Here is a 21,027-nt window from a genome sequence, read left to right as displayed (position 1 = left end):
CTGAGGCCGCGAAGGCGCCTCCGGCACCACCCGCTGGAACAACTCCCACAATTCGTCCGGCACCAGCCGCTCAACAATCGCCACCACGACCGATAGCCTACCGAGGCAACCAAATGAGATGACGTCTTAGTGGGCACACCTGGCGCCGAGGCGGTGACGCGGCGAGACCCTGAAGAGCGCTGCCATGGGCATGGATCACCTGCGCCGCAGCTCCGCCGCTTCCGAGCTGCTTCTCGCGGCTCTTGCTAGACCTCTACGAAACTTGTCGGTGCCTGAAGCGATCCCCTGACGGGCAAGCTGCGAGGCCGATCCAGACTGAGGTGATGATCTGGACGTTGCTCTTCCATTCGCTCGGCTACCGCTGATCTAGGGAAATCAGACGAGAAAACTAGATATTGCGAATGGCGTTGACAGCGGAGGGCATCAAGCCGCTCTAGCGTGCTGGTCGGCACTGAGTCGCGCCGGTGAGTCGACGGGTGAGGAGGCGCATGCCAGATCGCTCCGGAGACGCTCAGCCGGACCACGAGAGCGGTTTCTCCCTGTGGCTGTGGTCGCTGCTCGGAGTGTTTGCAGCTGCTGTCCCCTGTGCCCTCCTTGTGGTGGAGAAGCTTGGCTCCACTCTCTCCCCGGTACCGCTGACCCTCGCGCTTCTCGCCGCGCTAGCCGGATACGTGGTGGCGGTACGCGTCGTAGTACGGGAAACATTCGGGCAGCGCACTGGCCGATCCCGGGTCTTGGTGTGGTTGGCGGCAGGATGCCTCTTTCTCGTCAGCGTGGCGGTGCTCTTCGCATTCCGTCCCCCGCCGCCGCCTCTCACTCGGATGAGGGGGGCGCGGGACGTTGCCGTTGTCGGTTTCGCCGGGCGCGACGAGGCACACGACGGGCAGGTGCTGACCGATGTGGCGGCTGACTTCGCCCGTTCCATGACAGGCAGGATTCCCACCGCGACCGCCGTCCGCAGCTACGCCGGTGAAATCTCCCTGCCCCTCCTCGAGCTCCAAGGCAATGATCAAAGCAGGCTGGAGCGGAAGACGGCGGCGTTCGCCGACGAGACCAATGCCGAGATCGTTGTGGGTGGTCTGGTCGATACGGACCCAGCTGGGCAGACCACACTGCGGCCAGCTGTCTATGTGAGGGCGGACCAGGTTCCCGACTCACCAGAACTCGCCGGCTGGTACCTCGACGGACCGATCCTGATGAGCCGCAGCTGGGAGTCGGCGCGAGGGCGGGCACAGCTCAGCGCGGAGCTGACGCGCCAGACCGGGACTCTTGCTGAGTTCGTGGATGCCTTGGACACCTGGCGTAACGGCAGCCCTGTAGAGGCCGGACAGATCCTCGAGAGCTTGCTCGATCCGAGGCAGCAGAATGGCCGCGACGGGTTCGTGCCGCTTGACCTGATCCGACTGTTCCGTGGCCATACGGCTGAGCAGCAGGCGTTCACGGAAACAGGACACAACCGACAGACCCTGCTGGAGAAAGCTCGCGCGAACTACCTCGCCATCCGCAAGAACTCTTTGGTCGGATGGCGCGCCAGGCTCAGTCTGCAGGGCAACGCCTATCGCCGGGCTCTGGGCCAGGCGCGCAACTGCCAGCCCGGCACTGTGCACGCCGCAGAACTCGCCGCGATCTCGCAGGCCCTGCGGGCCCTGGCCAAGGACCCCGAGTTCACCAAACTCGGGCAGCTCAAGGCCACGGTGAACCTCGCGCAAGTCGAGCAGTGCCGTATTACCGCAGGGTTGGTGAAGGACGACGGCACGGTGGACGAGGCTCTGTCTGCAGTCCGCGCATCCCCGGACATCGCCGGTGCCGCCGAAATCCATGCCCTTGCGGAGTCGATCGCTGCGGTCCATGCTGCCCACCGAGGCGATCTCGCAATGGCCGTCGAGCGCATCCGAGACGCCATCGCGCAGGGGCAGGACTTGGTCGAACGATTCGTGTGGCACGGCCTGCTGGCGTCCTGGAGCCTGGCTCGCTGCGACCTGGGCACCGGCCGCATGGCCCAGCAGGACGCAATCGCCCAGCTGGCCGCAGCGGAACGAACCGGCCGGGTGGACCTCACATTCCGCCGCCAGTACGAGCAAGCCCTAGCCGCGGAACTACACCAAGCCGAAGAGTACTGCGGCAAGATGCGTTGAAAGGTGATGGATGGTGAAAAGGAGACTTTCTCTATGGCTGGCCGGCGTGTGCCTCCTCGCCCTCGGCTGTGAGTCGGACCACGATGCCCCAGAGGCTTCGCCGACCACGAGCGTCACCCACACCTCCCTTGGCGCCCAGACGCCGAGTTCCTCCGCCCGGGACCTGCTGCTGGCGAAACAGTTCGACATGCTGACAGGCGGTGACGGCGGTGTCGACATCGACTGTCACACCAGTCTGCTGAGGCTGATCATGCAGGGCCACCCACTCGACCGTCCCCTGGCCTGGGTGTCGTCGAGCCACGACAAGGTGGAGCTCCGGCCGCAGGATTCAGTGGCCCTGTGTCTGTACAGGCTCCCGAAGAGCAAACCGATCACAGTCACGGTGAAGGCAGGAGATCGCACGAACACCACAAAGGTGAAGCTTGTAGCCCAATCCGATGCCAGCGAGCCATCCAAGGACCCGCTCATCGATGGTCGCAGAGTGGATGTCTGGGACATCGGCGACAGCCTGCTGCAGAGTCCGACCTGGACATTCTTTCCATCCGATCCGGCCTTCAACGCCATCGCCCTCTCCGGTCAGCTGACGCTGACGGCCAGCGCCGGCGACGTGAGGACCACCTACGAGGTACCGCTGCATTGGGACCAGGGGGCGGCTGCGCTGGAAGGCTGGGAGCGCACGCGGAAGATGACCCTCTACGGATACCCGGCCGGCGCACGAGTCCCCGTCGGGCTCTACCGAGTGACCGGCTTCGACCACGCGGTGCTGGAGCGGCAAGTCGGCCAAGTGACCATGCCGCGCGCTCGCATCGCCGTCTTCACTATCCCTCAGGACGTCTTGCGTATCGTGCGCACGGAACATGAATCAGGCAAGGACTTCTACTGTCTGGCCACACCTGAGGTTGAAGGGTGCGTCACGTACCCTCCACCGGCTGCGTCCTAGCCAGGAACGCCCCCCGACGCCGAGCGTCCTCACGGTGCGGTGCCCCAGGCGGGCGGTGCCGAACCCGCCTGAGGTGCTGATGCCTGGTCGCAGCTTCGGACCACGATCGCTTGCTCCTGCCGCCCGGTACGTCCAAAGCAGGAGATTCACCGCGCTCGAGCCAACCGTCGACCCATGCGGGCACCGGTAGGGCAAGTTGCTGCTGGGCCGCGTAGATTGTCGGGCGGTGCTGCTGGATCTACTTCAGGCGCCCGCCGCTGCGGTGGATGGCCTGCGGCCACTACTCCGGCCGGCGCTTGCGTGGTCCCGGGCGGCCCTGACGATCTGACTTACCGCTCGTCAGAGTGAGGGTGCTCCCGGTTCCCGGGCGCGCCGCAGCAAGGGCTCGCTACGAAGAGGCACGACCTGTTCCGGCTCTTCGCCCAAGGAGCCGCCGTGCGCCGTGCCCTGACCGTCCTGGCCGCCGTCGTTCCGCCGTACTGCCCACCGCGATCGCTCCGGCCGCGCAGGCCGCGCCGGCTGCCGAAACCCTGCTGTTGAGCGAAGCGGTGGCCCAGCTGCCCGTCGCTGCGGAGGACCGCACCGGCTACGACCGCGAGCAGTCCTTCGGCGGGTGGATCGACGCCGACCGCGACGGCTGCAACACCCGCATGGAAGTCCTCCTCGAGGAAGCAGTGGAGCCGCCGACGGTCACCGGCCGGTGCACCCTGTCCGGAGGCCGCTGGTACTCCTGGTACGACAACACCCTCATCGACGGCCCCCGCGGCATCGACATCGACCACCTCGTCCCGCTCGCCGAAGCCTGGGACTCCGGCGCCTCCGCCTGGACCCGCCAGCGCCGCGTCACCTACGCCAATTACCTCGACGACCCACGCCACCTCGAAGCCGTCAACGCCCGATCCAACCGACAGAAAGCCGACCAAGACCCCACCACCTGGCTCGTGCCCGACAACCCCGCCGAACGCTGCCACTACCTGGCCAACTGGACCGCTGTGAAACTCCAGTGGGACCTCACGGTGGACCCGGCCGAGCAGGACACGCTGACCTCTGGTGCCGCCGAATGCCCCGGCACGGAGGTCAACGTCAGCCCCGTCCCCTGACCCCGGCCGACGGTGGTTCCCGCACCGATGGGCGCGGGAACCACCGCGCCCAGGGCCGCCGTCGGCAGCGGTCCCCCGGTGGAGTGAACCCGTGGCGCACACTGCCGTTCTGGGCCTTGGCGGGCAGTACCTGATGCGTGCCGCGGCGATCGCCGCCATGGCCCTCTCCCCCATGGTTGTTCCGGGCTCCGCGTCCAGCACCCCCGGCGCGGTGAAGGCCGCGATCGACTGCCCTGACGGCTACGTGTGCATCTACCCCGAGATCAACTTCGGTGGTCAGCCCTGGGTACGGCGTGCCGTGGACGGCAGCGTGAAGGACCTGCCCTCCGCGATCCGCGACCGCGGCAGCTCCATCCGCAACAACTCCGACCGCACCGCCCGCGTGTACGAGAAACGCAACCACAGCGGCCGGCACGTGTGCATCACCCGCAGCGGCGGCTCCATCCACGACCTGCGCGGCTACAACCTCAACGACCAAACCCGCTCACTGAAAATCAACCACAACGACTGCGGCTAACCCATCCCCCACCCACCGACCCAGGCGCCCGATGCCTGCACAGCAGTCAGCCCCGCCCGGCAAGCATCACCGGGCAGGGCTGATCAGCATGCGTGGTCGTGAAGGGCGGTCGCCTACGCGGCGAAAGGCACTGCAGGGCTTCAGCCAAACGATCTTCCCAGCAGGCAATAGGTGAGGCCCGGGGACACTGTCCCCTCCACCACCACCTGCCGGCTAGCCTCTCGCTGAGCCGGGCGAACGGCCGGTGAACCGCACTCCTCCTCTCGCGCTCACTGTGCAGCTCCCTCACGACCGATGCGGCCTCAACAATGGTTGCCGAGCCCTCCGGCATCTACTCGGTCGTGTGAAGGACGCCGCGATCGGAGAACTTCCGTAGGCCCTGGGGCGTAGTGCCCTGCATGAAGCCGATCAACGAAGCACATGTGGCACAACCGGGTCTGGCCGTGATCGACGTCGCCACCGCCGACGACCAGACCGCCTTCGCCATCCAGGAAGCCCTCGCCAGACGGTGGGCGACCGCTCCGGCAGACCGTACGACCCGCGTCCCGGGCGAACCCGGCGTACGGCTGCGCAGCCACCTGGACGTACACCAGAACCTCAACTCCTAACCCCACACCGGGCACGCCGCTGGACACGCTGTGATCGCAAGGTGCGAGCCGCTGGTCTACGCAGAACGGGTATGGCTCCGGCCTCGTCCAAGGCGACTGCGAGCGCTCATGGTGGCAAAATGCCATGCGAGCATTGTCGCGCCTGTGCTGGTCGGCCAAGCGCTCTGCTTACAGTCAGGCGCGAGTGAGCCCGCAGAGCCGAGCCGATGGACGGTTCCGGGCAGCCACTGTGGCCAGGCTGGGCCGCCCACGGTCGGAAACCGCGACTGCCCTCAAGTGCTCTCGGCTTTTCGCTTGCGCTCCCCGTAGTCAAAGGCTTCTCTCAGGGTGAGAAAGCGACACTCGCCAGTAGCAAGGTCCACGTGTACGGGCATGTTGCCGCCGAGGGCCCTTGTGGAGTCCCCCTCCAGGCGAGCGACGCTGCAGTACTGGGCGATGAGGTCTGCTCCGGCGACAAATACGTCATCCTCAACGATACGCACCGGGATTCCAAAAGCCGCCTTGTGCTCCTCCAGGAAGTGACGGGCCAGGTCCAGCCCCTCCGTCCGACTCAGCATGAGAGCCTCCTCACAAGTTCCATCCAGTTCTTCACCACAGCGGGCCAGATCGATGCGTCGTTCCTCCACGCCCGGATCAATCTGGGTCTGGTGGCGCAGCCCCAGGAGCGCTGGGCAGAGGCGGCCGATCTGTTCCCCTCGGCGCTGGCTGCCAATCCGGCGTTCGGACACTACGACTGCAACGCCCACGTGGGGATCGACTACTTCCGCGCTACGCACTTCGAGACAGTATGGCTACCACGGACTGGGCTACCACCTGGCCTATGCCCACATGCGCGCCGATCAGTTGGGAGTGTGACCGTGGCCGTCGCAGTGACCGTGCAGCACAGGCACTGGCCTGACGCCCGGCCGACGGGGTGTGGATCGGCGACGTGCTGCAGCGAGGTGATGAGGGGAGCTCCAGCGCCACAAGGAGAGGAAGCAGATGAGCAACTCGCAGCAGGTTCAGAGCGCAGAAGAAAGGCGCCGACGGGAGGAAGAGCACAGGCGTCGGCTGGAATTTGAGTTCCCAGCTGGAGCACGACCGCCAGCGCAGGGAACAAGAAGCAGCAGCTGCGGCCCAGGCGGCAGCGGATGCCCAGGCTCAGTAGCAGTACTGGAGTTGACAAGAAGCCCATCCATTCGAGCCGCGCGGCCGTGACCCAGGCCTGCCTGGATCGGTAAGTAGCCGAAAAGGTCTTCAGTCGTCGCGGAGCCCTCCGGCATCTACTCGGTCGTGTGAAGGACGCCGCGATCGGAGAACCTCCGCAGGCCCTGGGGCGTAGTGCCCTGCATGAAGCCGATCAACGAAGCACATGTGGCACAGCCGGGTCTGGCCGTGATCGACATCGCAGCCGCCGACGACCTGACCGCGTTCGCCGTCCAGGAGGCGCTCGCCGGGCGGTGGGCGACGGCACCGGCGGACCGTACGATTCGGGTTCCGGGCGAGCCCGGCGTGCGGCTGCGCTGCTACCTGGACGTGCGCCAGCACCTCGACTCCTAACCCCACGACGGGCACGCCGCTGGACCCGTCGACGTCGCCCACGACGCTGGCGTCCTGGCGCCACCCCGCACGCCTGCACCGCCCCCGCACCGACCTCTCCCACACCGACGTACCTCTCCTGACACCGCCGCCGTGACGGCGGCACAGCGCGGCGGCCACGACCGGCGCGCACCCGGCGATCGTCCCAATCCGCGGCCGCGTTCCGCACCGCCCATCCCTTCAGCGACCGGGAGCGGCTGAATCCGAGTGCAAGGCTGGTGATGCCGATGCTGCGCTGAGCGCCCGCGCCGGGCGAGCGTGGCTCAGTTGCCGTACAGCCAGCTGCCGTATTCGGCGCCGTCCACGAGGACGTGCAGGCCGAAGGCGCCGGGGAACAGCACCAGGGCCAGCGCCCCGACCCGTAGCAGTACCGGGGCTGCGACAGTCACGGGCCCAGCCAGCCCCTTGACGGTGCGCCAGTCGCGGCAGCGGCGGATGTCTCCCCCGCAGGCCCACCAGAAGACGAGCCCGATGATAATTCCGACCACGGCCATGGCGGCGGCGAACCCTCCGGCGACGGCGAGGAACGTCGTCCGGTCGTGGTGGTCGCCGAAGAACAGCGAGGCCACCCCGAGCAGAGGCACGGCGGCCAGCCCGTAAAGAGCTCCACGCGCCGCCACGTGCCGGATCCGGAGCAGGGGGCGGATGATCGCGTCCTCGGTGCGCGTACGCGGCACCGCAACCCAGCCGCGCCGCCGGGATCACACCGCCTCCGGGCCGCTCCCGGCTTGACCTTCGAGTTGCGCGCAGCCCGACAATGAAGGGCCCGTACTGGCAGAATCGTTCCGGGCCTCGATCTCCGCCGGTACTTCGCGTCTCACCGCTGGCCGCGGCCCAGGAGCATCGTGTGGAGGCAGGTAGCGCGCTGGTGGCCGCCCCTCCACCGCCGCAGGCAACGTACCTCTATGTCCTTCGAACGGGTGAAGGTCCCTGTCTGTGCGCAACCACCGGATCCGGGTGCGTGTCCTGCACAGGCGACACCACCCGCTCGACCATGGGGAGCCCGCTCTTGCGCAAGAACCTCGTCACGGCTGCCGCTGTTGCGGCGGAAGTGATCTGGCGCACGGTTGTACGAGACGGCGTGAGAACCTTGCGAAGGTGTCCACGCGCTCCGCTCCCCGGCACTCCCTACAGCGGCGACGCCGCACTACGCCGGTTCCTGCTGTGGTGGTTCTGCCGCTACACCTCGCGATGTCTGGCTGGGAGTCGGTTGTCCCAGCCATAGTGGGCTACAACGCTGTTGTACTCGCGGTGCAGCTCATCAAGCTCTCTGGGGTCCCAGTATTGACCAGTCGCTTCATAAAGCAGGCGGTCGTAGCGGCTGAGGTCTTCCAAGCGGGTACTCAACCGGAGGGCGGCACGTACGGGACGCCGTAACCACCAGGAGCGAATCCAGTTGGCCGGATGGGCTGCCAGCGCTTCGGCGTAGCCGCCAATATCCAGGGGATTAGTGGCTGCTTTTGCGACGCTGGGCATGATGTCGAGAAGCTGGTCGACGGTGCCGACCGCTGCCTGGTCGTCCGGGCCGAGGTCGCTGCGCAGTGCCTCCAGGGCTGCGTTGAGCCGGCGGCGCGCAGCCCTGGCCTCCCCCAACGCCGAGTCGCTGTGGAGGGTGTGCTGGAGTGCGTTGAGGCTCCGGCGCAGCTTGCGGTGTCGGCGGCGCAAGTCGTCCACAGCGGCGGCAATGTCCCCGTGGGTGCGGAGGTGGTCGAGGAAGAGGGCCAGCGCGGGCGGGAGGTACAACGGCATAGGCTCCTCGTCCTCGTATACCTCGCCGACGGTCGTACGGAAGGCGTCGGCGACGATCCCGTAGACACGGTCTTGCACCGTGCGGCGTATGTGGTCCGTCAAGAGCTGGTAGGCGGGCAGGCGATATATGGAGGGCAGGAACGGGATGCCGAGGTGGGCGGAGGTGCGCCAGTAGATGAAGGTACGGAGGTGTGAGACGCCGTTAGCGATGGCGCCGCTGCTCCAGTACCCGATGCTACGGAGCGCTTCCGCGCCAAGCGTGCGCAGCGGATCGCGCTGCAGCGTCTCGGCCACGATGAGGTGATCGAAACGCCCTTCGAATTCGCTGCGCATGGCCACCACCAGGTCCCTCCTGCGGATGGCCTGTTCAAGGTCCTCGTCGCACGTGGGGATCTCACTCCCCGGAGAGTGGCTCAGCAATCTACGAACGCTGTCAGCTACCTCTGGCCCGGACGCATAAGGGCGGCGCCATCGAGGAGCTCGCGGGCTGTTTTCGGCATCTTGAAGCAAACCCGATAGTTCGTCCGACACGTCCCCCGATAGAACCCGCGTGTCTACGGGCCGTAGGATGCGTCGCTGCAGCAGAACCTGTCGAAGTGCCAGCTCCGCTGCATCCGTGGGTAGTTGGGCATCCAGTACGTGGAGCTCGTCATAGAGCAGCAGCGCGTCCAGCAAGGTCGACAAATGAGCAACACGCTCCGCCGTGTTGGGCATTCTCGATTGCGAAGGAAGAAAATCGGGCGTTGGGATACCCGCCAACAGCCGCGCTGCCTCGCATAGCGTCGTCTGATCGATAAGCACCCGACTCGGCCTTGTGGTTGCCACCGCCACCTCCCCAGATACCAGCTGCACACAGCAGGCTGGCCTTCCAATCATCATGCCCCGCAGTCATCACCTCCGAGGAGGAGGCCGGAGGAGTTGGGGTGGGGACGGCGAGCGTGGCGCCGGCATGCCGAGGCTCGCGCACAGCGCTGGGATGTCGGCATGGCTGAAGACTTCATACCGAGAGACAACTGTGTCGTCGATCAGTCGCCGAAGGCTCTCCACATCCATCTGCTCTCCCATCCCACGATGATGGGTCACTCCGGACACGTATCGAGGGCTTCTTGCGAAAGATCCGCTACTGCCTGCACCAGCGTTCTGTCTTGGAGCCCTTGATGCGGGGTTCGAGGGTGCGGGGGTCGATGGCTTCGGCTGGGGCGGTGTTGGCGTACAGGCCGGCGGGGTCGGACCATTGGGCCGCCCCATGCCGCCCTGTCCAGGCGCTACTCCACCCCGATCCCAAGCTGGTCAACGCCCGGGACGGAGCCTGTCAATGCATCGTACGTCCGCAGGGCGGCGGAAAGACGCCGTCATGGAAGCCTTCAGCGAAGTACTCCTCGAGGAGCAGACCGTCGAAGACGGCCGCGCCCGGCTCCTGCACAAGCTCGCCAAACAACAAGTCCACGCCCGACCGGCAGGCGGCCACCAGCCCCGCCCGCCGACAGCGATCCTCGAGGCACTGCGTCACCGACCCGCGACCCACCACATCTCTCCGCTCCGAGCCGGGTCATGACTGCACTCGCTACCTGATCAACTCTCCTGACGGGCCAGCACGACGACATCGGATCCGTAAGTGCCTCTTCCTGAACCGGAGAGCGTCACGATCGCTGGCGCATCTGTCCCGCCGTAGCGTGGAAGTGCGGTAGGCAAGTGGAGGCAGCGACGGTGATCGCGGCTTCGCTCGGGTGCGCTCAAGACGGGCAGAGCTGCCGGTAGGGAACTTCGGGGAGGAACCTGTTCCAAGCGGCTGGGGACAGCGAGGCTCCAGCGCGTGCGCAGACCGTGTCGACGGCTCGGTCCGGATCGATGTCGTACTTCTGCCACGGCACGTGCTCACCTGCGGCGTACAGTGTGCCGCCGTCCGGGCTGAAGGCCAGGGACAGGATGCTGTCGCCCGGAGTGGGTAGGGCGGCGAGGGGTTGCTGAGAGGTCACGTCCCACAGTTGCATGGTGCCCTGGTTCCCAGAGATGGCGAGGGTGGTGCCGTCCGGGGAGAAGGCCATCGCGGTCGCTTGCTCGCGTGCGCCGTGTGTGGCGCGGGAGAGGGTGCCGGACAGTGTGCCCAGCGGCGTACGCAGCGTGCCGTCCCACAGGGAAACCTTTCCCTGGTACGTCGCCGCCACGGCGATCCGGCGCGCGTCCGGACTGAACGCGAACACACAGTCACTGCATTCCCCGAGTTCGTCGGGCAGGGTCTTGCCGTCGGACACTCCGATCATGGCACCGGTGTCCGTCAGGAGCTTCGTGCCGTCGGCGCTGAGCGCGCCGATTCCCTGGACCTGCTCATCGCGGTTGCCACGTTTCGGCTCGGGCAGAGTGCGCAGCCGCCTTCCGCTGCGGGTGTCCCAGACCTTGATTCCGCCTTCCGCTCCGGTGGTCATCACCTTCCGGCCGTCCGGGCTGAGGGTCACTGACATGAACTCGAAGTCCGCATCACCAGGGGTGAGCGCCCTGACCTGCCGGTTTCTTCTTGTATCCCACACGCGGATCCCGTCTACGCCGTGCGGGATCGGCGCTTCGTCGAGGCCGTAGGCGAAGCGGTCCCCGTCGGCGCTCAGTGACATCGGCAGAAACGGGCCGTTTTCCCCGGCCGGGGCAGACCGCTCCAGCCCGGGAACGTTCGCCATGACCTTGCCGCTGCGCGCGTCGAGCAGGGTGAAGTGGTCGACGCGGGCGCCCGCGTGGGCCAGGGCCAGCGTGCTGCCGTCCGCGCTGAACGTGGCGTTGTTGACGGGTTGCGCACGCCAGGAGGAGGGGATGGACCGGCCCAGATCGAGGGTGTGCACCACGGGTCGGGTACCGGTCCCGCTTCCGATGTAGCGGATCGCACGGGAACTCATGTCGAGTTCGATGTCGCCGGGGTACCCGTACTCGTCGGCCAGCGCGTGGCGGAAGACCGGGGCCTGCGGCCGGTCAAGGCGCCAGAGAAGGATCTCGTTCCTGCCCGCGCCCGCCACGAACTTGCCGTCGTCACTGAAGGCATACTGTTCCGGGCCCGTCTGGCGGAGCATGGGCAGTTCCTTCCCGGAGGAGAGCCGCCAGCGCCGTAGTCCCTGCTCGTCCGCCACCGCCAGGGTGTGTCCGTCGGGCGAGAACTGTATGTACTGCAGGGTCGAGCAGGGAACTTTCGTGATCCACTCGGCAGTCGATCGGCGGTCCTGGCGCATGTCCCACAGCTCGACGTGATCGTCCTCGGTGCAGTACGCCAGCAGGCGGCCGTCCGCGCTGACGTCCGCCGCAACCGCCTGGGGGGCATCTGGGGCGGAGAGCAGCCGCCGCCCGGTGCGCGTGTCCCACACCTCTGTGCCGCGGTTGTCGGTGCTGAAGTACATCGCCCGCCCGCTGCTGCTGAATCCCGTGGAGGACAAGGTGTCGGAGGCGGAACGGGAAGGGCCAAAGGCAGGTCCGCGATACCCCCCGGCGCGGATGTCCCACAGCCGCACCTGCATGCCGGCACCCGTGGGGATGGCGAGCGCTGAGCCGTTGGGGCTGTGCTGGAGAGGGACGATCCCCTCCGGGTCCACGTTATGCGGCAACGCGCGGTAGGTGCCCGTCACCCGGCCGGTCTCCGCGTCCCTCACCGTGATGCGCTTCCCCTCTATTTGAGTGAGGGTGCGGCCGCCGCCGCTCAGAAACGGCTCGGCGTCGTAGTCGGAGGGCGGCGACTCGAACCTCGCCCGTTCCCGCTGCTCCAAGGCGCCCAGCAGGGCCGACTTGGTCTCCGGAGTATGGCTCAGTTCCCACGCGGCGACGCTGAGTTGGAGCGCCCGCCGGGGGTCGGAGGAACGCAGCCCGTTTGCCACGCTGGCGGCCCTGCGGGCGGCGGCAAGAACCCGCTGTCGGTCGCTCTCCTGAGTCTGCTGCCAGGCGACGATGCCCGCCAGGAGGGCGAGCACCACCACGGCGGACAGTGAGCCGACCAGCGTGCGCAGCCGGCGTGCGGCCCGGGCCGCCGCCTGCCGCTCCTGATCGCGTGCAGCGCCACTTGCGGTGAGGAAGTCCGCCTCCAGCACGGTGAGGATGGTGCTGTGTCCAGTGAACGCCTCCTCGGCCGTGGCCAGCCTGGTGCCGCGGTACAGGGCCCCCGGGTCGCGTCCGAGGTCGTCCCAGGCGCGGGCCGCCTCGGTCAGCCGGCGGTGGACGCGTAGATGCTCGCGGTCTTCCTCGATCCATCCGCGTAGCCGGGGCCAGGCGGAGATCAGGGCCTCGTGGGCGACGTCGACGGTGTTTTCGTCGAGGGTGAGTAGCCGGGCGTTGGTCAGCCGGTCGAGGACGAGGGCGATGTCGTCCTGGGAGGCGGTGCCGAGGTCGAGTTCGCTCCGGTCGACCGGACGTCGGGTGTCTTGGGAGCCTTCACCGGGAGTGATCAGCCGCAGCAGGATCAGCCGGGCCAGTCCCGCGTGGTCGGGGGCCAGCCGGGTGTAGATCTCCTCGGCGCTCTGCGCAACGGCGCCGTGTAGGCCGCCCGCCGCCTCGTATGCCTCCATGGTGAGCGTCCGGCCCCGGCGCCGCCGCCAGGTCTCCCGCAATGCGTGCGAGAGCAGTGGCAGGCCGCCCGGCTCGCCGTCCGCCTCCTCCACGAGGCGGGCGGTCAGCTCGCGCTCGACGATCAGCCCGGCGGCATGGGCGGGCCTGACGACGGTCTCGCGCAGCTCGGCCGGACTCATCGGTCCCACCATCAGGTTGGCCTCGCGCAGGGCCTCCGCGAGTTCACGGTGCTCGGCGCAGCGCCCGTAGAAATCGGCACGCACGCCGAGGATGACGCGCAGCCGACTTGCGGGCTCGGCGGCGGCGAGCAGACGCGCAACAAAGTCGGCCCGCTCGCCGGTGTCGCGGCAGAGGGTGAAGATTTCCTCGAACTGATCCACGATCAGCCAGGTGTCCCCCTCGCCCGGGGCTGGTTCGCACACGCTGTCGTGGGTGCGCAGCGGATGCTCGCCCGGGGTGAGGATCCGCACCGCCGCCGGCCGGCGCGGTCCCTCCAGGCTGCGCAGGCGGGGAATCAGCCCCGCCCGCAGCAGGGACGACTTGCCGCTGCCGGACGGCCCGAAGACCGCAAACACACGGTGCTCCGTCACCGCGCGGACCAGCGTATCGGTCACCTCGTCCCGGCCGAAGAACAGCTCCGCATCGCCCACATCGAACCGGGCCAAGCCACGGTAGGGGGAGGGATCGGTCTCCTCCGACACGAGGTCGGCCGCCCGGGCCTGCTCCGTGACCGCCTCGCGCCAGCGCCGCTCCCACGCCTGCTCCTCGCCGCCACACGCCCGCACATACGCCAAGGCGACCTGCAGGGAGGGCAGTTGCTCTCCATTGGCCGCTCTCGACAGGGTGGAGACCGAGATCTCCACCTGCCGGGCCATCTGCCGGTAAGTGATGCCGCCCGCGTCCTGACGCAGCTTGCGCAACTCGAACGCGAACCGCTGAACCGGCCCCCGCTCCGGATCGAGGTCCGCCTCCGGACGCCCCATATCGCTTCCTTCCCCCGTGCCGCTCCACGTGAGCTGCAGCGGCGTCTCATCACAACACCCGCCCCACCACCGTGAAAGACACCATCTCGCCAACCCAAGCCTGTGACCTGCTTTGTTTCACGCCCGGGACACAGCTGCCCAACAACCCGAAACCCGGTGAACTCGAGCCAGGACGCCTCCAGTGGCCGCCCGAACCGGGGCCGGCGTCCTTGAGCATCTGCAGATTCCATCTGAGGATCTGAGCCACGACTGAAGGGGAAAGACAATGTCAGCAGGCAAGAGAGCAGCGGCTTTGATGGTCGCTGCTGGCTTCGCTGTGGCGCTCGCGACTCCCGCCTCTGCGGCAGAGGTATACGCCAGCGATTGGTATAACGGGCTCGGAAGCAACTATGCCCACTCCCGGACTACGGCCCCTGGAACTCCGGGTGCGGCTGTATACGCCCACATCTTCTGGAACGGCACGCGGGTAGGGGTGGACATTGAGACCACCGACACCAAGCGCGATGGGCGAGGAGCGGTGGCGTTCCTCTCCTACGAGGTAAAGATCGGGAGAGAGTGGTTATCGGCTTCGGAGACCATGGCGCATGCGTCGGGAGGGTTTGCCAGCAAGGGCTACAAGGAGGCCCACTCGAAGTATCCAACGAGGTACCTGTCCGTGATGGCCTGCACTGTCAAGAGCGGAAGCTTCGTTAAGTGCAGTGATCCCGCGTAGCGGGCGGCCTCAAGCGGACGTAGGGCGCTGTGCGGTGCAGCTGGGCGTCCTGGGGCGTTGGTGACGGACGACACGCCTTGAGTGGTCCTTGAACGAGGTGAGGGCCTCTGGGTTCGGTGGATTGTGAAGTCTGCACCGGTTCGGCATTCTGCGCCTCGCGTTCGGCTCCCGCAACCGCGTCGCCGACCAGCAGATTGCCCTCGGCATCGATGTGCTGCGGGCGCTCCTCGGCGTCGGGGAGCAGGGCGACGGAGGAGTAGGAGAATCCGCAGTAATAGGCGATGCCTTCGCTCAGGTTGGTCTCCAGCACGGCCTGCATTCCCTCTGTGATGGGGTCATCGGATGTGGCGCCGGCCAGGCCCAGCCACAGCATGCGCTTGCCCGCTAGGCGGGGCTTGCTGCGGCCGTAGGCGAATCCGTAGTTCCACACGCGATCGATCCAGCCCTTGAGGAGGGCAGGCACGCTCTGCCAGTACACGGGGAACACGGTGACGACGACGTCGGCGTCCAGAACGCGCTGCATATGGGCCTGGACTTCGTCCGAGTACCGCTTCTCCCGGTTGCCCCAGTCCGGCTGGTCCGCCACGTTCATCCGCGGGTCGAACCCTTCGGCGTGCAAGTCGAGCAGGTCGACGCGGTATCCGGCGGTCTCTAGTCGCGCGGTGGTACGGCGGGCGGTGTGCGCGGTGAGGGAATCGGCCCGATGGTGTGCGATGACCACAAGGGCGGTCTTAGCAACGCTGCTGCGGTGCGACACGGCTTCTCCTGGCTGGTCTCGGTCAGTTCGACCAGTCCAGTGCACCCGTGATCCGTTAGACGATCCATAGGGGAAACGCTCTGATGCATAGGAGTTCGTCTACGATGGCATGTGTGGATCCTTTGAGTGCGCTACTCAGTGGCATCCGGGCCGAGGGCTCGGTCGTCAGCCACGCCGTGCTGGAAGCGCCCTGGACCATCCGCTTCGTCGACGGCGCCCCGCTCACGATGGTCACCGTGCTGCGGGGCGGTGGCATCCTGCTGCTGCCGGACGGCGCCGAACAAGCGGTCGGCGCCGGCGATACGGCCATCGTGTGCACCCCCGACACGTTTCACCTCATGGACCAGCCGGCCACTCTCGACCGCCCACACATCGAGTACGAGATCGCCTGCTTCGCAGCGGATGCCGAATGCACTGCCCAAGACATCGGCGGCATCCGATGGGGCAACGAACCAGACGGAGCAACCGCACTGATCGTGGGCGCATACCGCGCCTCGGGCCATCGCCATGAACGGCTGCTCCGCGCGCTGCCGCCCGTACTCGTGATCAACGAGGGCACAGAGGTCTGCGCCTGGCTGGAGGCGGCCGCCGCCGACGCCGCCCTGCGCTCGGCCGGCTCCCAGGCCCTGATGGACCGACTGCTGGACTGGGCCCTGGTGTGCACGCTGCGTACCTGGTTCGACCGGGCGGGCTCGGAAGCCCCCGACTGGTATCGCGGCCTGAACGATCCGATCCTCGCCCCCGCTCTCGAAGCCTTCCACGCCCGGCCCTCCAGGAGATGGACGGTAGAGGCGCTCGCCACCGAATCCGGTGTCTCCCGAGCGCTGTTCGCCAAACGCTTCACCAAGGTGATGGGTCGCCCGCCACTGACCTACCTCACCGAATGCCGTATGGGCGAGGCCGCGGCACTTCTGTCCGACACTGACTCCTCCATCGCTCAAATCGCCACGTCTGTCGGCTACGCCGATGCCTTCGGCTTCAGCGCCGCCTTCAAACGCCATCGAGGCATGAGCCCTAGCGCCTTCCGCGCCCGTAACGCTCTCTGAGAGGCCGGTTTGTAACTTATGTTCGGTTCATCGCTGGGCTCGGGTGGGAGGTGCTGTTCGGTCCTCCGTGTCAGAGAGGAGCGCGAGGCGGCCCGCCAGGGCTTCATCAGCAGCCAGTGTCGTCGCCGGTTCCCCGGCTGGGCTGCACCCTTGACCTCAACCTTGGTTGAGGCGCAACACTCGGCGCATGGAGATCACAAAGAGCAACACCATTCTCTTCCGCAACACCATGCGCATCACGGACGGTCACCTCGACGGTTTCCGGCGCGCCATCGCGCAGGCGGTGACATTCGCTCAAGAGCACGGCCCTCAGCTCATGGTCGAGGTCTTCATCGACGAGGAGCGGATGCTGGCGCACAGCTTCCAGCTCTACCGCAACTCCGAGGCCATCCGCGCCCACTGGCGGCTCTCGGATCCGTACATCCGCGAGGTCATGGAGCACTGCACCGTGCAGCACTTCGAGATATTCGGTGCACCGGACCATGACATCGTGGCGGCTCTCAAGACCCCCGATGGCGGATCCTTCCCCTTCGTCGTCTCGCCGCGCCTCGCCGGCTTCAACCGTCTTGGGACGCCCAGCTTGGATGAATCACACTCTTAGCAGGGTTCAGTGCATCTGCTGTCGCCTGATGGTGTGGCTGCGGGGCAGAATCTGCCGGTCTGCCCCTGTTGATCTGGTGCTCTGACCGGTTGAGTGAACGCAAGCCGTATCCGCCTGACTTATCGGACGAGCAGTGGTCGTTGATCGAGCCGGTGATCACCGCGTGGAAGGACCGATCCCGCTCGGTCAGCGGCCACCAGGGGGCCCACGACATGCGGGAGATCGTGAACGCGATCCTCTACCAGGGGCGGACCGGCTGCCAGTGTGCCTACCTCCCGCACGACCTGCCGCCGAAGAGCGCGACCTACTACTACTTCGCCGCCTGGTGCGACGACGGGACCGGCCAGGTCATCCACGAACTCCTCTGCTGCCAGCTACGGGAGCGGGCCCGCCGATTAGAGGACCCCACCATGGTGGTCCTGGACACCCAGAGTGTCCACGTGACCGCCGGGGTCCCCGCCTCCACGAGTGGCCACGATCCGGCCAAGCGGGTGGCCGGCTACCTGCGGCCGCCCCCTGCCCGGCCCTCGGAGAAGCCGCAGACAGCCCAGAACCTAACGAAGCACTACTAGGGGCCCGGTCACGCTGCTTTCGCGTCCTCACCGGCGAGGAACTGATGCAACAGCGTGAGCAGGGCGCGCGGCCGGTGCAGCGGGATGATGTGGCCGCAGTCTTCGATGACATGTCCGGTGAGATCGTCGGTGAACGGGCGGAGTTGGCGTTCCAGCGCAGCACCGACAGGCCGGGCGCCCAGCGCCATCGTTGGCACCGTCAGGCGGGCAGTGGCGACCGCCTGCTCGATCTGTACCGCGCTCTCGGGCAGGGCCCGATAGTACGAGAACGCGCAGCTCAACGCCTGACGGCCGGTGTATGCGCGGACGAAGGCGTCCCGGAGGGCGGGGCGCACCCCGTCGCCGAGCGTGCCGGCGCTCAGAAACCAGTCGACGTAGGCGGCCTCGTGGCCCTCCAGCACGGTCTCGGCAAGGCCGGGCGCGGCGGAATGGAAGCCGAACCACCACGGCGGCCCGTCGGCGAGGAAGTCCTCGGCGCCGGGTAGCCTGCCTAGGAGGGACTCCATGACGACCAGGCGCCGGACGAGACCGGGGCGGCGCAGGGCGAGGAGGAAGGCTGGCGCGGTGCCCGCGTCGATGCCTACCACCGCGACCGAGGACACGTCGAGCGTGGTGAGAAGTGCCGCGGCGTCCTCGGCCAGGGTGTCCGCGTCGTACCCGGAGGCGGCCCGGCTGCTCGCGCCGAACCCGCGCAGGTCCGGCGCGATGACGCGGTAGCGGCCGGACAGATCGGACATGACGTCCGTCCACAGCTCCCAGGTATGCGGGAAGCCGTGAAGTAGCAGGACGGCCGGGCCCGATCCGGCGAGGGCGACGTTCAGTTCGACGCCGTTGGCGGGGACGCGTCGCAGCTCGGGCATGGAGGGGCTCCAGGTGTGGTGCGTTTTGGTGACTAGGTCACGCTAAGGAACTATGCTGGTCCGTCCAAGACGGCACTTTCCCTTCAGGTGGTGAGCCCCGGGTGACCACGTCGAAGCCCGGCGGACGTGACCAGCGGCCCGGTGAGCGCGGTGACCTGCTGGATCCGCGCTGCCCGACCCGCCAGTTGCTCGACCGTATCGGCACCAAGTGGACGTCGATGGCGGTCAAGGTGCTGGCCGAGGAGGCTCCGGGCGAGCTCCGTTTCGCGGAAGTGCGGCGCCGTATCCCGGGCATCTCACAGAAGATGCTGTCCGTCACCCTGCAGAGCCTGGTCCGCGATGGCCTGGTCGCGCGCCGCGTGGAACCCACCGTGCCGCCCGCCGTCCACTACCGACTCACCGAGCTCGGCCTGTCCCTCGAAAGACCGCTCTCCGCCCTGCGGGTCTGGGCCGAGACGCACATGCCGGAGATCAACCGCAGCAACCAGCTCGCCGACGAGCCACCCCCCAACTAGGTGTGCTGTGTTGGCGTGCGGCCCTCCCAGGCAGCCGACTTCGACTCGTGCGGGCCGGCTGGTCCGTCCCCGGACACCGTCCGGCCTAATCTGCTTCCCGCAACACCGCTCAAGCACGCCCTTCACAAGGAACCGACCCAGGTGGCCTGACGGTCCGATCGCCAACGCGACGAGAGGGGCGGACTGCTGGTGGGGAAAGATGGCTAGGGCGATCACTTAGGGGCGAGGCGTGCGGCTGACCATCGATACCGAAACCGACAGCTACGAGCAGGCGATCGCCGCGGTGCAGGCGGCCTATGGGCTCCGTCCCGATGTTCCGGCCGACTGGCTGGACGCACCGGCGGCCGAGCCCCGCCCCGGACCGGAAGACCTGGCGGAGGACGACCTCGGGGGCGGCTGGACGGACCGGCTGCTGTTCCAGATGATCGCGTCCCTGATGCCCGGGGCCCGGGCGGTGGTGCGTCGCATCGTGGAGATGGGCGGCACGGTGTCGTACGGCGAAGTCCAGCAGTACTTCGCCGACCACCCGAGGGACCCGATCCCGCCGACGAAGATCGGCGGAACCCTGACCAGCATCAGGGCGGTACAGCGCCGCCTCGGCCCGGCCGGCGCGCACCAGCTGCTCCAGAGGGACGAACGAGCGCGGCTCTACCACATCGACCGGGACCTGGTGGAAGGACTCCAGCGGGCCTTCGTCCTCGCCGACGCCCGGCCCGATCTGATGCGCCGTTGACCGACGGACGAGGTGTGTCACGTAGTGCGACGGCGTTTCGTCACGAGCCGCTGTGGACAGGTGTGTTTTGTCGAGTCCATTCGATCGATTCGGGTGCCACTTGCTCCATGAGGTTCCCTGTCGGCACGTACGCAGTTTTATAGGCGTGACCTGGAGAAGGGGCTGTTGCGCGGAAAGTGTAACTGTCCGGCTTTCCGCCGCTTTTCCATGTTGCGGGGATCCTCACGAGGTACTTTTTTCCCTCTGATGAGACGACTAAGTGGGCCTGGAAGGTGCACGATTTCGTTCGAGTGAAGAATTGAACTACGAACTCTCGCTGGTCCCCTTGGTCTAATGCGATCTGAGTCTTCAGGGGCTCGCCAGGCTGGCCATTCTTGTCCAACTCCCGAGTAACTGGTCGTGCCGCTTCTACGTTGAGAGCCATGTCAACTGGCACGACTCCCTCTCCTCCGTCCCCAATTCCCGGGTTTTGCAGGATCGTCCCCGAGAGGGGCTCTGAGCATTTGAGCTTTGAGATCTGCACACCTTGAACGAGTGTGGTTTTCTCGTGCTCGCTCAAGACGTTGATCCCTACGCCGGTCGAGTTGAGTGGAGTCCAATTCTTCTCGAGCCACGCCCATGTAAGGCGGTTTGGATCGAAGGATTCCCAATCGAACGCGGTGTTGTTGTATCGGGCTCCATGATTCTCGGCGGAGGCCCACCACCCGGGGCCGTAGTATGACCCACCAGCCGAGATAGTAACTGGAGAGCCAGCCGCGACGGCTTCCTTAGCGTCCTTCTCCTCGCGTTCCCTCTCGTTGGTCTCGAAGGAAGGGATGAGGCCAAGGCTGGATGCGATAAAGGCCCCAGTCGTGACGATCAAAGTGGGAATGCCTAGCCATAGCGAAATGCGCAGAGCCTTGCTCGCAGTTCGGTTGGCCTCACGCGCGGCTTCATTGGCTTCCCGGGCATAGCGATCAGGATCGGCAGGCGTCACCCAGGTCAGCGGTGCCCCAGGCTGAGGACCTGGCGCGGGGTGGGTCGGCCCTGACGAAGCTAAGGGGGGAACGCTCGGGTTCCCCGCAGATGGCGCGCCGTTCGCGGGCCCTCCA

Annotated in this window: 19 protein-coding genes and 1 pseudogene; 12 read left to right on the top strand and 8 right to left on the bottom strand. The window is 67.0% G+C overall.

Features of this window, described 5'->3' with window-relative positions; all coding sequences use genetic code 11:
* The first annotated feature begins 488 nt into the window (after positions 1–488).
* The 5 genes from ABEA82_RS37605 (at position 489) to ABEA82_RS37585 (ending at position 5,300) form a co-directional block, all read left to right on the top strand.
* A complete protein-coding gene (locus tag ABEA82_RS37605; RefSeq protein WP_345666260.1) occupies positions 489–2,135 on the top strand; it encodes a hypothetical protein in 1,647 nt (548 codons plus the stop codon).
* A gap of 10 nt (positions 2,136–2,145) precedes the next feature.
* A complete protein-coding gene (locus tag ABEA82_RS37600; RefSeq protein WP_345666259.1) occupies positions 2,146–3,075 on the top strand; it encodes a hypothetical protein in 930 nt (309 codons plus the stop codon).
* Between the two features lie 536 nt (positions 3,076–3,611).
* Entirely contained in the window at positions 3,612–4,175 is a 564-nt protein-coding gene (locus ABEA82_RS37595) for a GmrSD restriction endonuclease domain-containing protein (RefSeq protein WP_345666258.1), read from the top strand.
* A 91-nt stretch (positions 4,176–4,266) separates the two neighbouring features.
* Positions 4,267–4,692: a peptidase inhibitor family I36 protein gene (locus tag ABEA82_RS37590; protein WP_345666257.1), complete on the top strand. Its 426-nt coding sequence runs from the start codon at positions 4,267–4,269 to the stop codon at positions 4,690–4,692.
* A 398-nt stretch (positions 4,693–5,090) separates the two neighbouring features.
* Positions 5,091–5,300 (top strand): DUF6207 family protein, encoded by a 210-nt coding sequence (locus ABEA82_RS37585; RefSeq protein WP_345666256.1) that lies wholly within the window; start codon positions 5,091–5,093, stop codon positions 5,298–5,300.
* Positions 5,301–5,572: 272 nt separating this feature from the next.
* Here the strand turns inward: ABEA82_RS37585 and ABEA82_RS37580 are convergent, their stop codons facing one another.
* Positions 5,573–6,046 (bottom strand): hypothetical protein, encoded by a 474-nt coding sequence (locus ABEA82_RS37580; RefSeq protein ID WP_345666255.1) that lies wholly within the window; start codon positions 6,044–6,046, stop codon positions 5,573–5,575.
* Between the two features lie 583 nt (positions 6,047–6,629).
* Between ABEA82_RS37580 and ABEA82_RS37575 the strand changes: the two genes are divergently transcribed.
* Positions 6,630–6,839 carry a DUF6207 family protein gene (locus tag ABEA82_RS37575; protein WP_345666254.1) on the top strand — a complete coding sequence of 70 codons (210 nt, stop codon included), beginning with the start codon at positions 6,630–6,632 and terminating at the stop codon, positions 6,837–6,839.
* A gap of 302 nt (positions 6,840–7,141) precedes the next feature.
* On the opposite strand, the gene ABEA82_RS37570 is transcribed toward ABEA82_RS37575, so the two are convergent.
* The 4 genes from ABEA82_RS37570 to ABEA82_RS37555 all read right to left on the bottom strand — a co-directional run bounded on the left by ABEA82_RS37570 (position 7,142) and on the right by ABEA82_RS37555 (position 14,140).
* A complete protein-coding gene (locus ABEA82_RS37570; RefSeq protein WP_345666253.1) occupies positions 7,142–7,555 on the bottom strand; it encodes a DUF6336 family protein in 414 nt (137 codons plus the stop codon).
* Between the two features lie 502 nt (positions 7,556–8,057).
* Complete coding sequence (locus ABEA82_RS37565) at positions 8,058–8,960, bottom strand: hypothetical protein (protein ID WP_345666252.1); 903 nt, start codon at positions 8,958–8,960, stop codon at positions 8,058–8,060.
* Positions 8,961–9,747: 787 nt separating this feature from the next.
* Complete coding sequence (locus ABEA82_RS37560) at positions 9,748–9,912, bottom strand: DUF6009 family protein (protein WP_345666261.1); 165 nt, start codon at positions 9,910–9,912, stop codon at positions 9,748–9,750.
* Between the two features lie 448 nt (positions 9,913–10,360).
* A complete protein-coding gene (locus tag ABEA82_RS37555) occupies positions 10,361–14,140 on the bottom strand; it encodes an nSTAND1 domain-containing NTPase (RefSeq protein WP_345666251.1) in 3,780 nt (1,259 codons plus the stop codon).
* 265 nt (positions 14,141–14,405) lie between these two features.
* On the opposite strand from ABEA82_RS37555, the gene ABEA82_RS37550 reads away from it, so the two are divergent.
* Positions 14,406–14,852, top strand: a complete 447-nt coding sequence (locus ABEA82_RS37550) for a hypothetical protein (RefSeq protein WP_345666250.1) — start codon at positions 14,406–14,408, stop codon at positions 14,850–14,852.
* Here ABEA82_RS37550 and ABEA82_RS37545 read toward each other — a convergent pair.
* The gene (locus ABEA82_RS37545; protein WP_345666249.1) at positions 14,830–15,609 is read right to left on the bottom strand and encodes an NAD(P)H oxidoreductase; all 780 of its coding nucleotides are present in this window, start codon (positions 15,607–15,609) and stop codon (positions 14,830–14,832) included. The genes ABEA82_RS37550 and ABEA82_RS37545 overlap by 23 nt on opposite strands.
* A gap of 113 nt (positions 15,610–15,722) precedes the next feature.
* Between ABEA82_RS37545 and ABEA82_RS37540 the strand changes: the two genes are divergently transcribed.
* The 3 genes and pseudogenes from ABEA82_RS37540 to ABEA82_RS37530 all read left to right on the top strand — a co-directional run.
* Positions 15,723–16,655 carry an AraC family transcriptional regulator gene (locus ABEA82_RS37540; protein WP_425588591.1) on the top strand — a complete coding sequence of 311 codons (933 nt, stop codon included), beginning with the start codon at positions 15,723–15,725 and terminating at the stop codon, positions 16,653–16,655.
* A 187-nt stretch (positions 16,656–16,842) separates the two neighbouring features.
* The gene (locus ABEA82_RS37535; protein ID WP_345666247.1) at positions 16,843–17,256 is read left to right on the top strand and encodes a hypothetical protein; all 414 of its coding nucleotides are present in this window, start codon (positions 16,843–16,845) and stop codon (positions 17,254–17,256) included.
* An 89-nt stretch (positions 17,257–17,345) separates the two neighbouring features.
* A pseudogene (locus ABEA82_RS37530) lies at positions 17,346–17,765 on the top strand (transposase); the annotation flags it as partial.
* A 71-nt stretch (positions 17,766–17,836) separates the two neighbouring features.
* On the opposite strand, the gene ABEA82_RS37525 reads toward ABEA82_RS37530, so the two are convergent.
* On the bottom strand, positions 17,837–18,688 hold the full coding sequence (locus ABEA82_RS37525; RefSeq protein ID WP_345666246.1) for an alpha/beta fold hydrolase: 852 nt from the start codon (positions 18,686–18,688) through the stop codon (positions 17,837–17,839).
* A 101-nt stretch (positions 18,689–18,789) separates the two neighbouring features.
* Between ABEA82_RS37525 and ABEA82_RS37520 the strand changes: the two genes are divergently transcribed.
* Positions 18,790–19,203, top strand: coding sequence for a winged helix-turn-helix transcriptional regulator (locus ABEA82_RS37520; protein WP_345666245.1), 414 nt, complete (start codon positions 18,790–18,792; stop codon positions 19,201–19,203).
* Between the two features lie 229 nt (positions 19,204–19,432).
* The gene (locus ABEA82_RS37515; RefSeq protein WP_345666244.1) at positions 19,433–19,936 is read left to right on the top strand and encodes a BAR domain-containing protein; all 504 of its coding nucleotides are present in this window, start codon (positions 19,433–19,435) and stop codon (positions 19,934–19,936) included.
* 40 nt (positions 19,937–19,976) lie between these two features.
* On the opposite strand, the gene ABEA82_RS37510 is transcribed toward ABEA82_RS37515, so the two are convergent.
* Entirely contained in the window at positions 19,977–20,798 is an 822-nt protein-coding gene (locus ABEA82_RS37510) for a hypothetical protein (RefSeq protein WP_345666243.1), read from the bottom strand.
* Between the last annotated feature and the right edge of the window lie 229 nt (positions 20,799–21,027).

This window comes from Streptomyces venetus, from assembly GCF_039540295.1.
Taxonomy (GTDB): Bacteria; Actinomycetota; Actinomycetes; order Streptomycetales; family Streptomycetaceae; genus Streptomyces; species Streptomyces venetus.
The sequence above is the reverse complement of the archived record's forward strand: the minus strand, read 5'-3'. Positions and strand labels throughout refer to the sequence as shown.

What these genes read in the sequence shown, in the direction of transcription:
- ABEA82_RS37605 (WP_345666260.1), top strand. Translation starts at nt 489, where the DNA reads ATGCCAGATCGCTCCGGAGACGCTCAGCCGGACCACGAGAGCGGTTTC.
- ABEA82_RS37600 (WP_345666259.1), top strand. Translation starts at nt 2,146, where the DNA reads ATGGTGAAAAGGAGACTTTCTCTATGGCTGGCCGGCGTGTGCCTCCTC.
- ABEA82_RS37585 (WP_345666256.1), top strand. Translation starts at nt 5,091, where the DNA reads ATGAAGCCGATCAACGAAGCACATGTGGCACAACCGGGTCTGGCCGTG.
- ABEA82_RS37575 (WP_345666254.1), top strand. Translation starts at nt 6,630, where the DNA reads ATGAAGCCGATCAACGAAGCACATGTGGCACAGCCGGGTCTGGCCGTG.
- ABEA82_RS37565 (WP_345666252.1), bottom strand. Translation starts at nt 8,960, where the DNA reads ATGCGCAGCGAATTCGAAGGGCGTTTCGATCACCTCATCGTGGCCGAG.
- ABEA82_RS37555 (WP_345666251.1), bottom strand. Translation starts at nt 14,140, where the DNA reads ATGGGGCGTCCGGAGGCGGACCTCGATCCGGAGCGGGGGCCGGTTCAG.
- ABEA82_RS37550 (WP_345666250.1), top strand. Translation starts at nt 14,406, where the DNA reads ATGTCAGCAGGCAAGAGAGCAGCGGCTTTGATGGTCGCTGCTGGCTTC.
- ABEA82_RS37535 (WP_345666247.1), top strand. Translation starts at nt 16,843, where the DNA reads ATGGAGATCACAAAGAGCAACACCATTCTCTTCCGCAACACCATGCGC.
- ABEA82_RS37525 (WP_345666246.1), bottom strand. Translation starts at nt 18,688, where the DNA reads ATGCCCGAGCTGCGACGCGTCCCCGCCAACGGCGTCGAACTGAACGTC.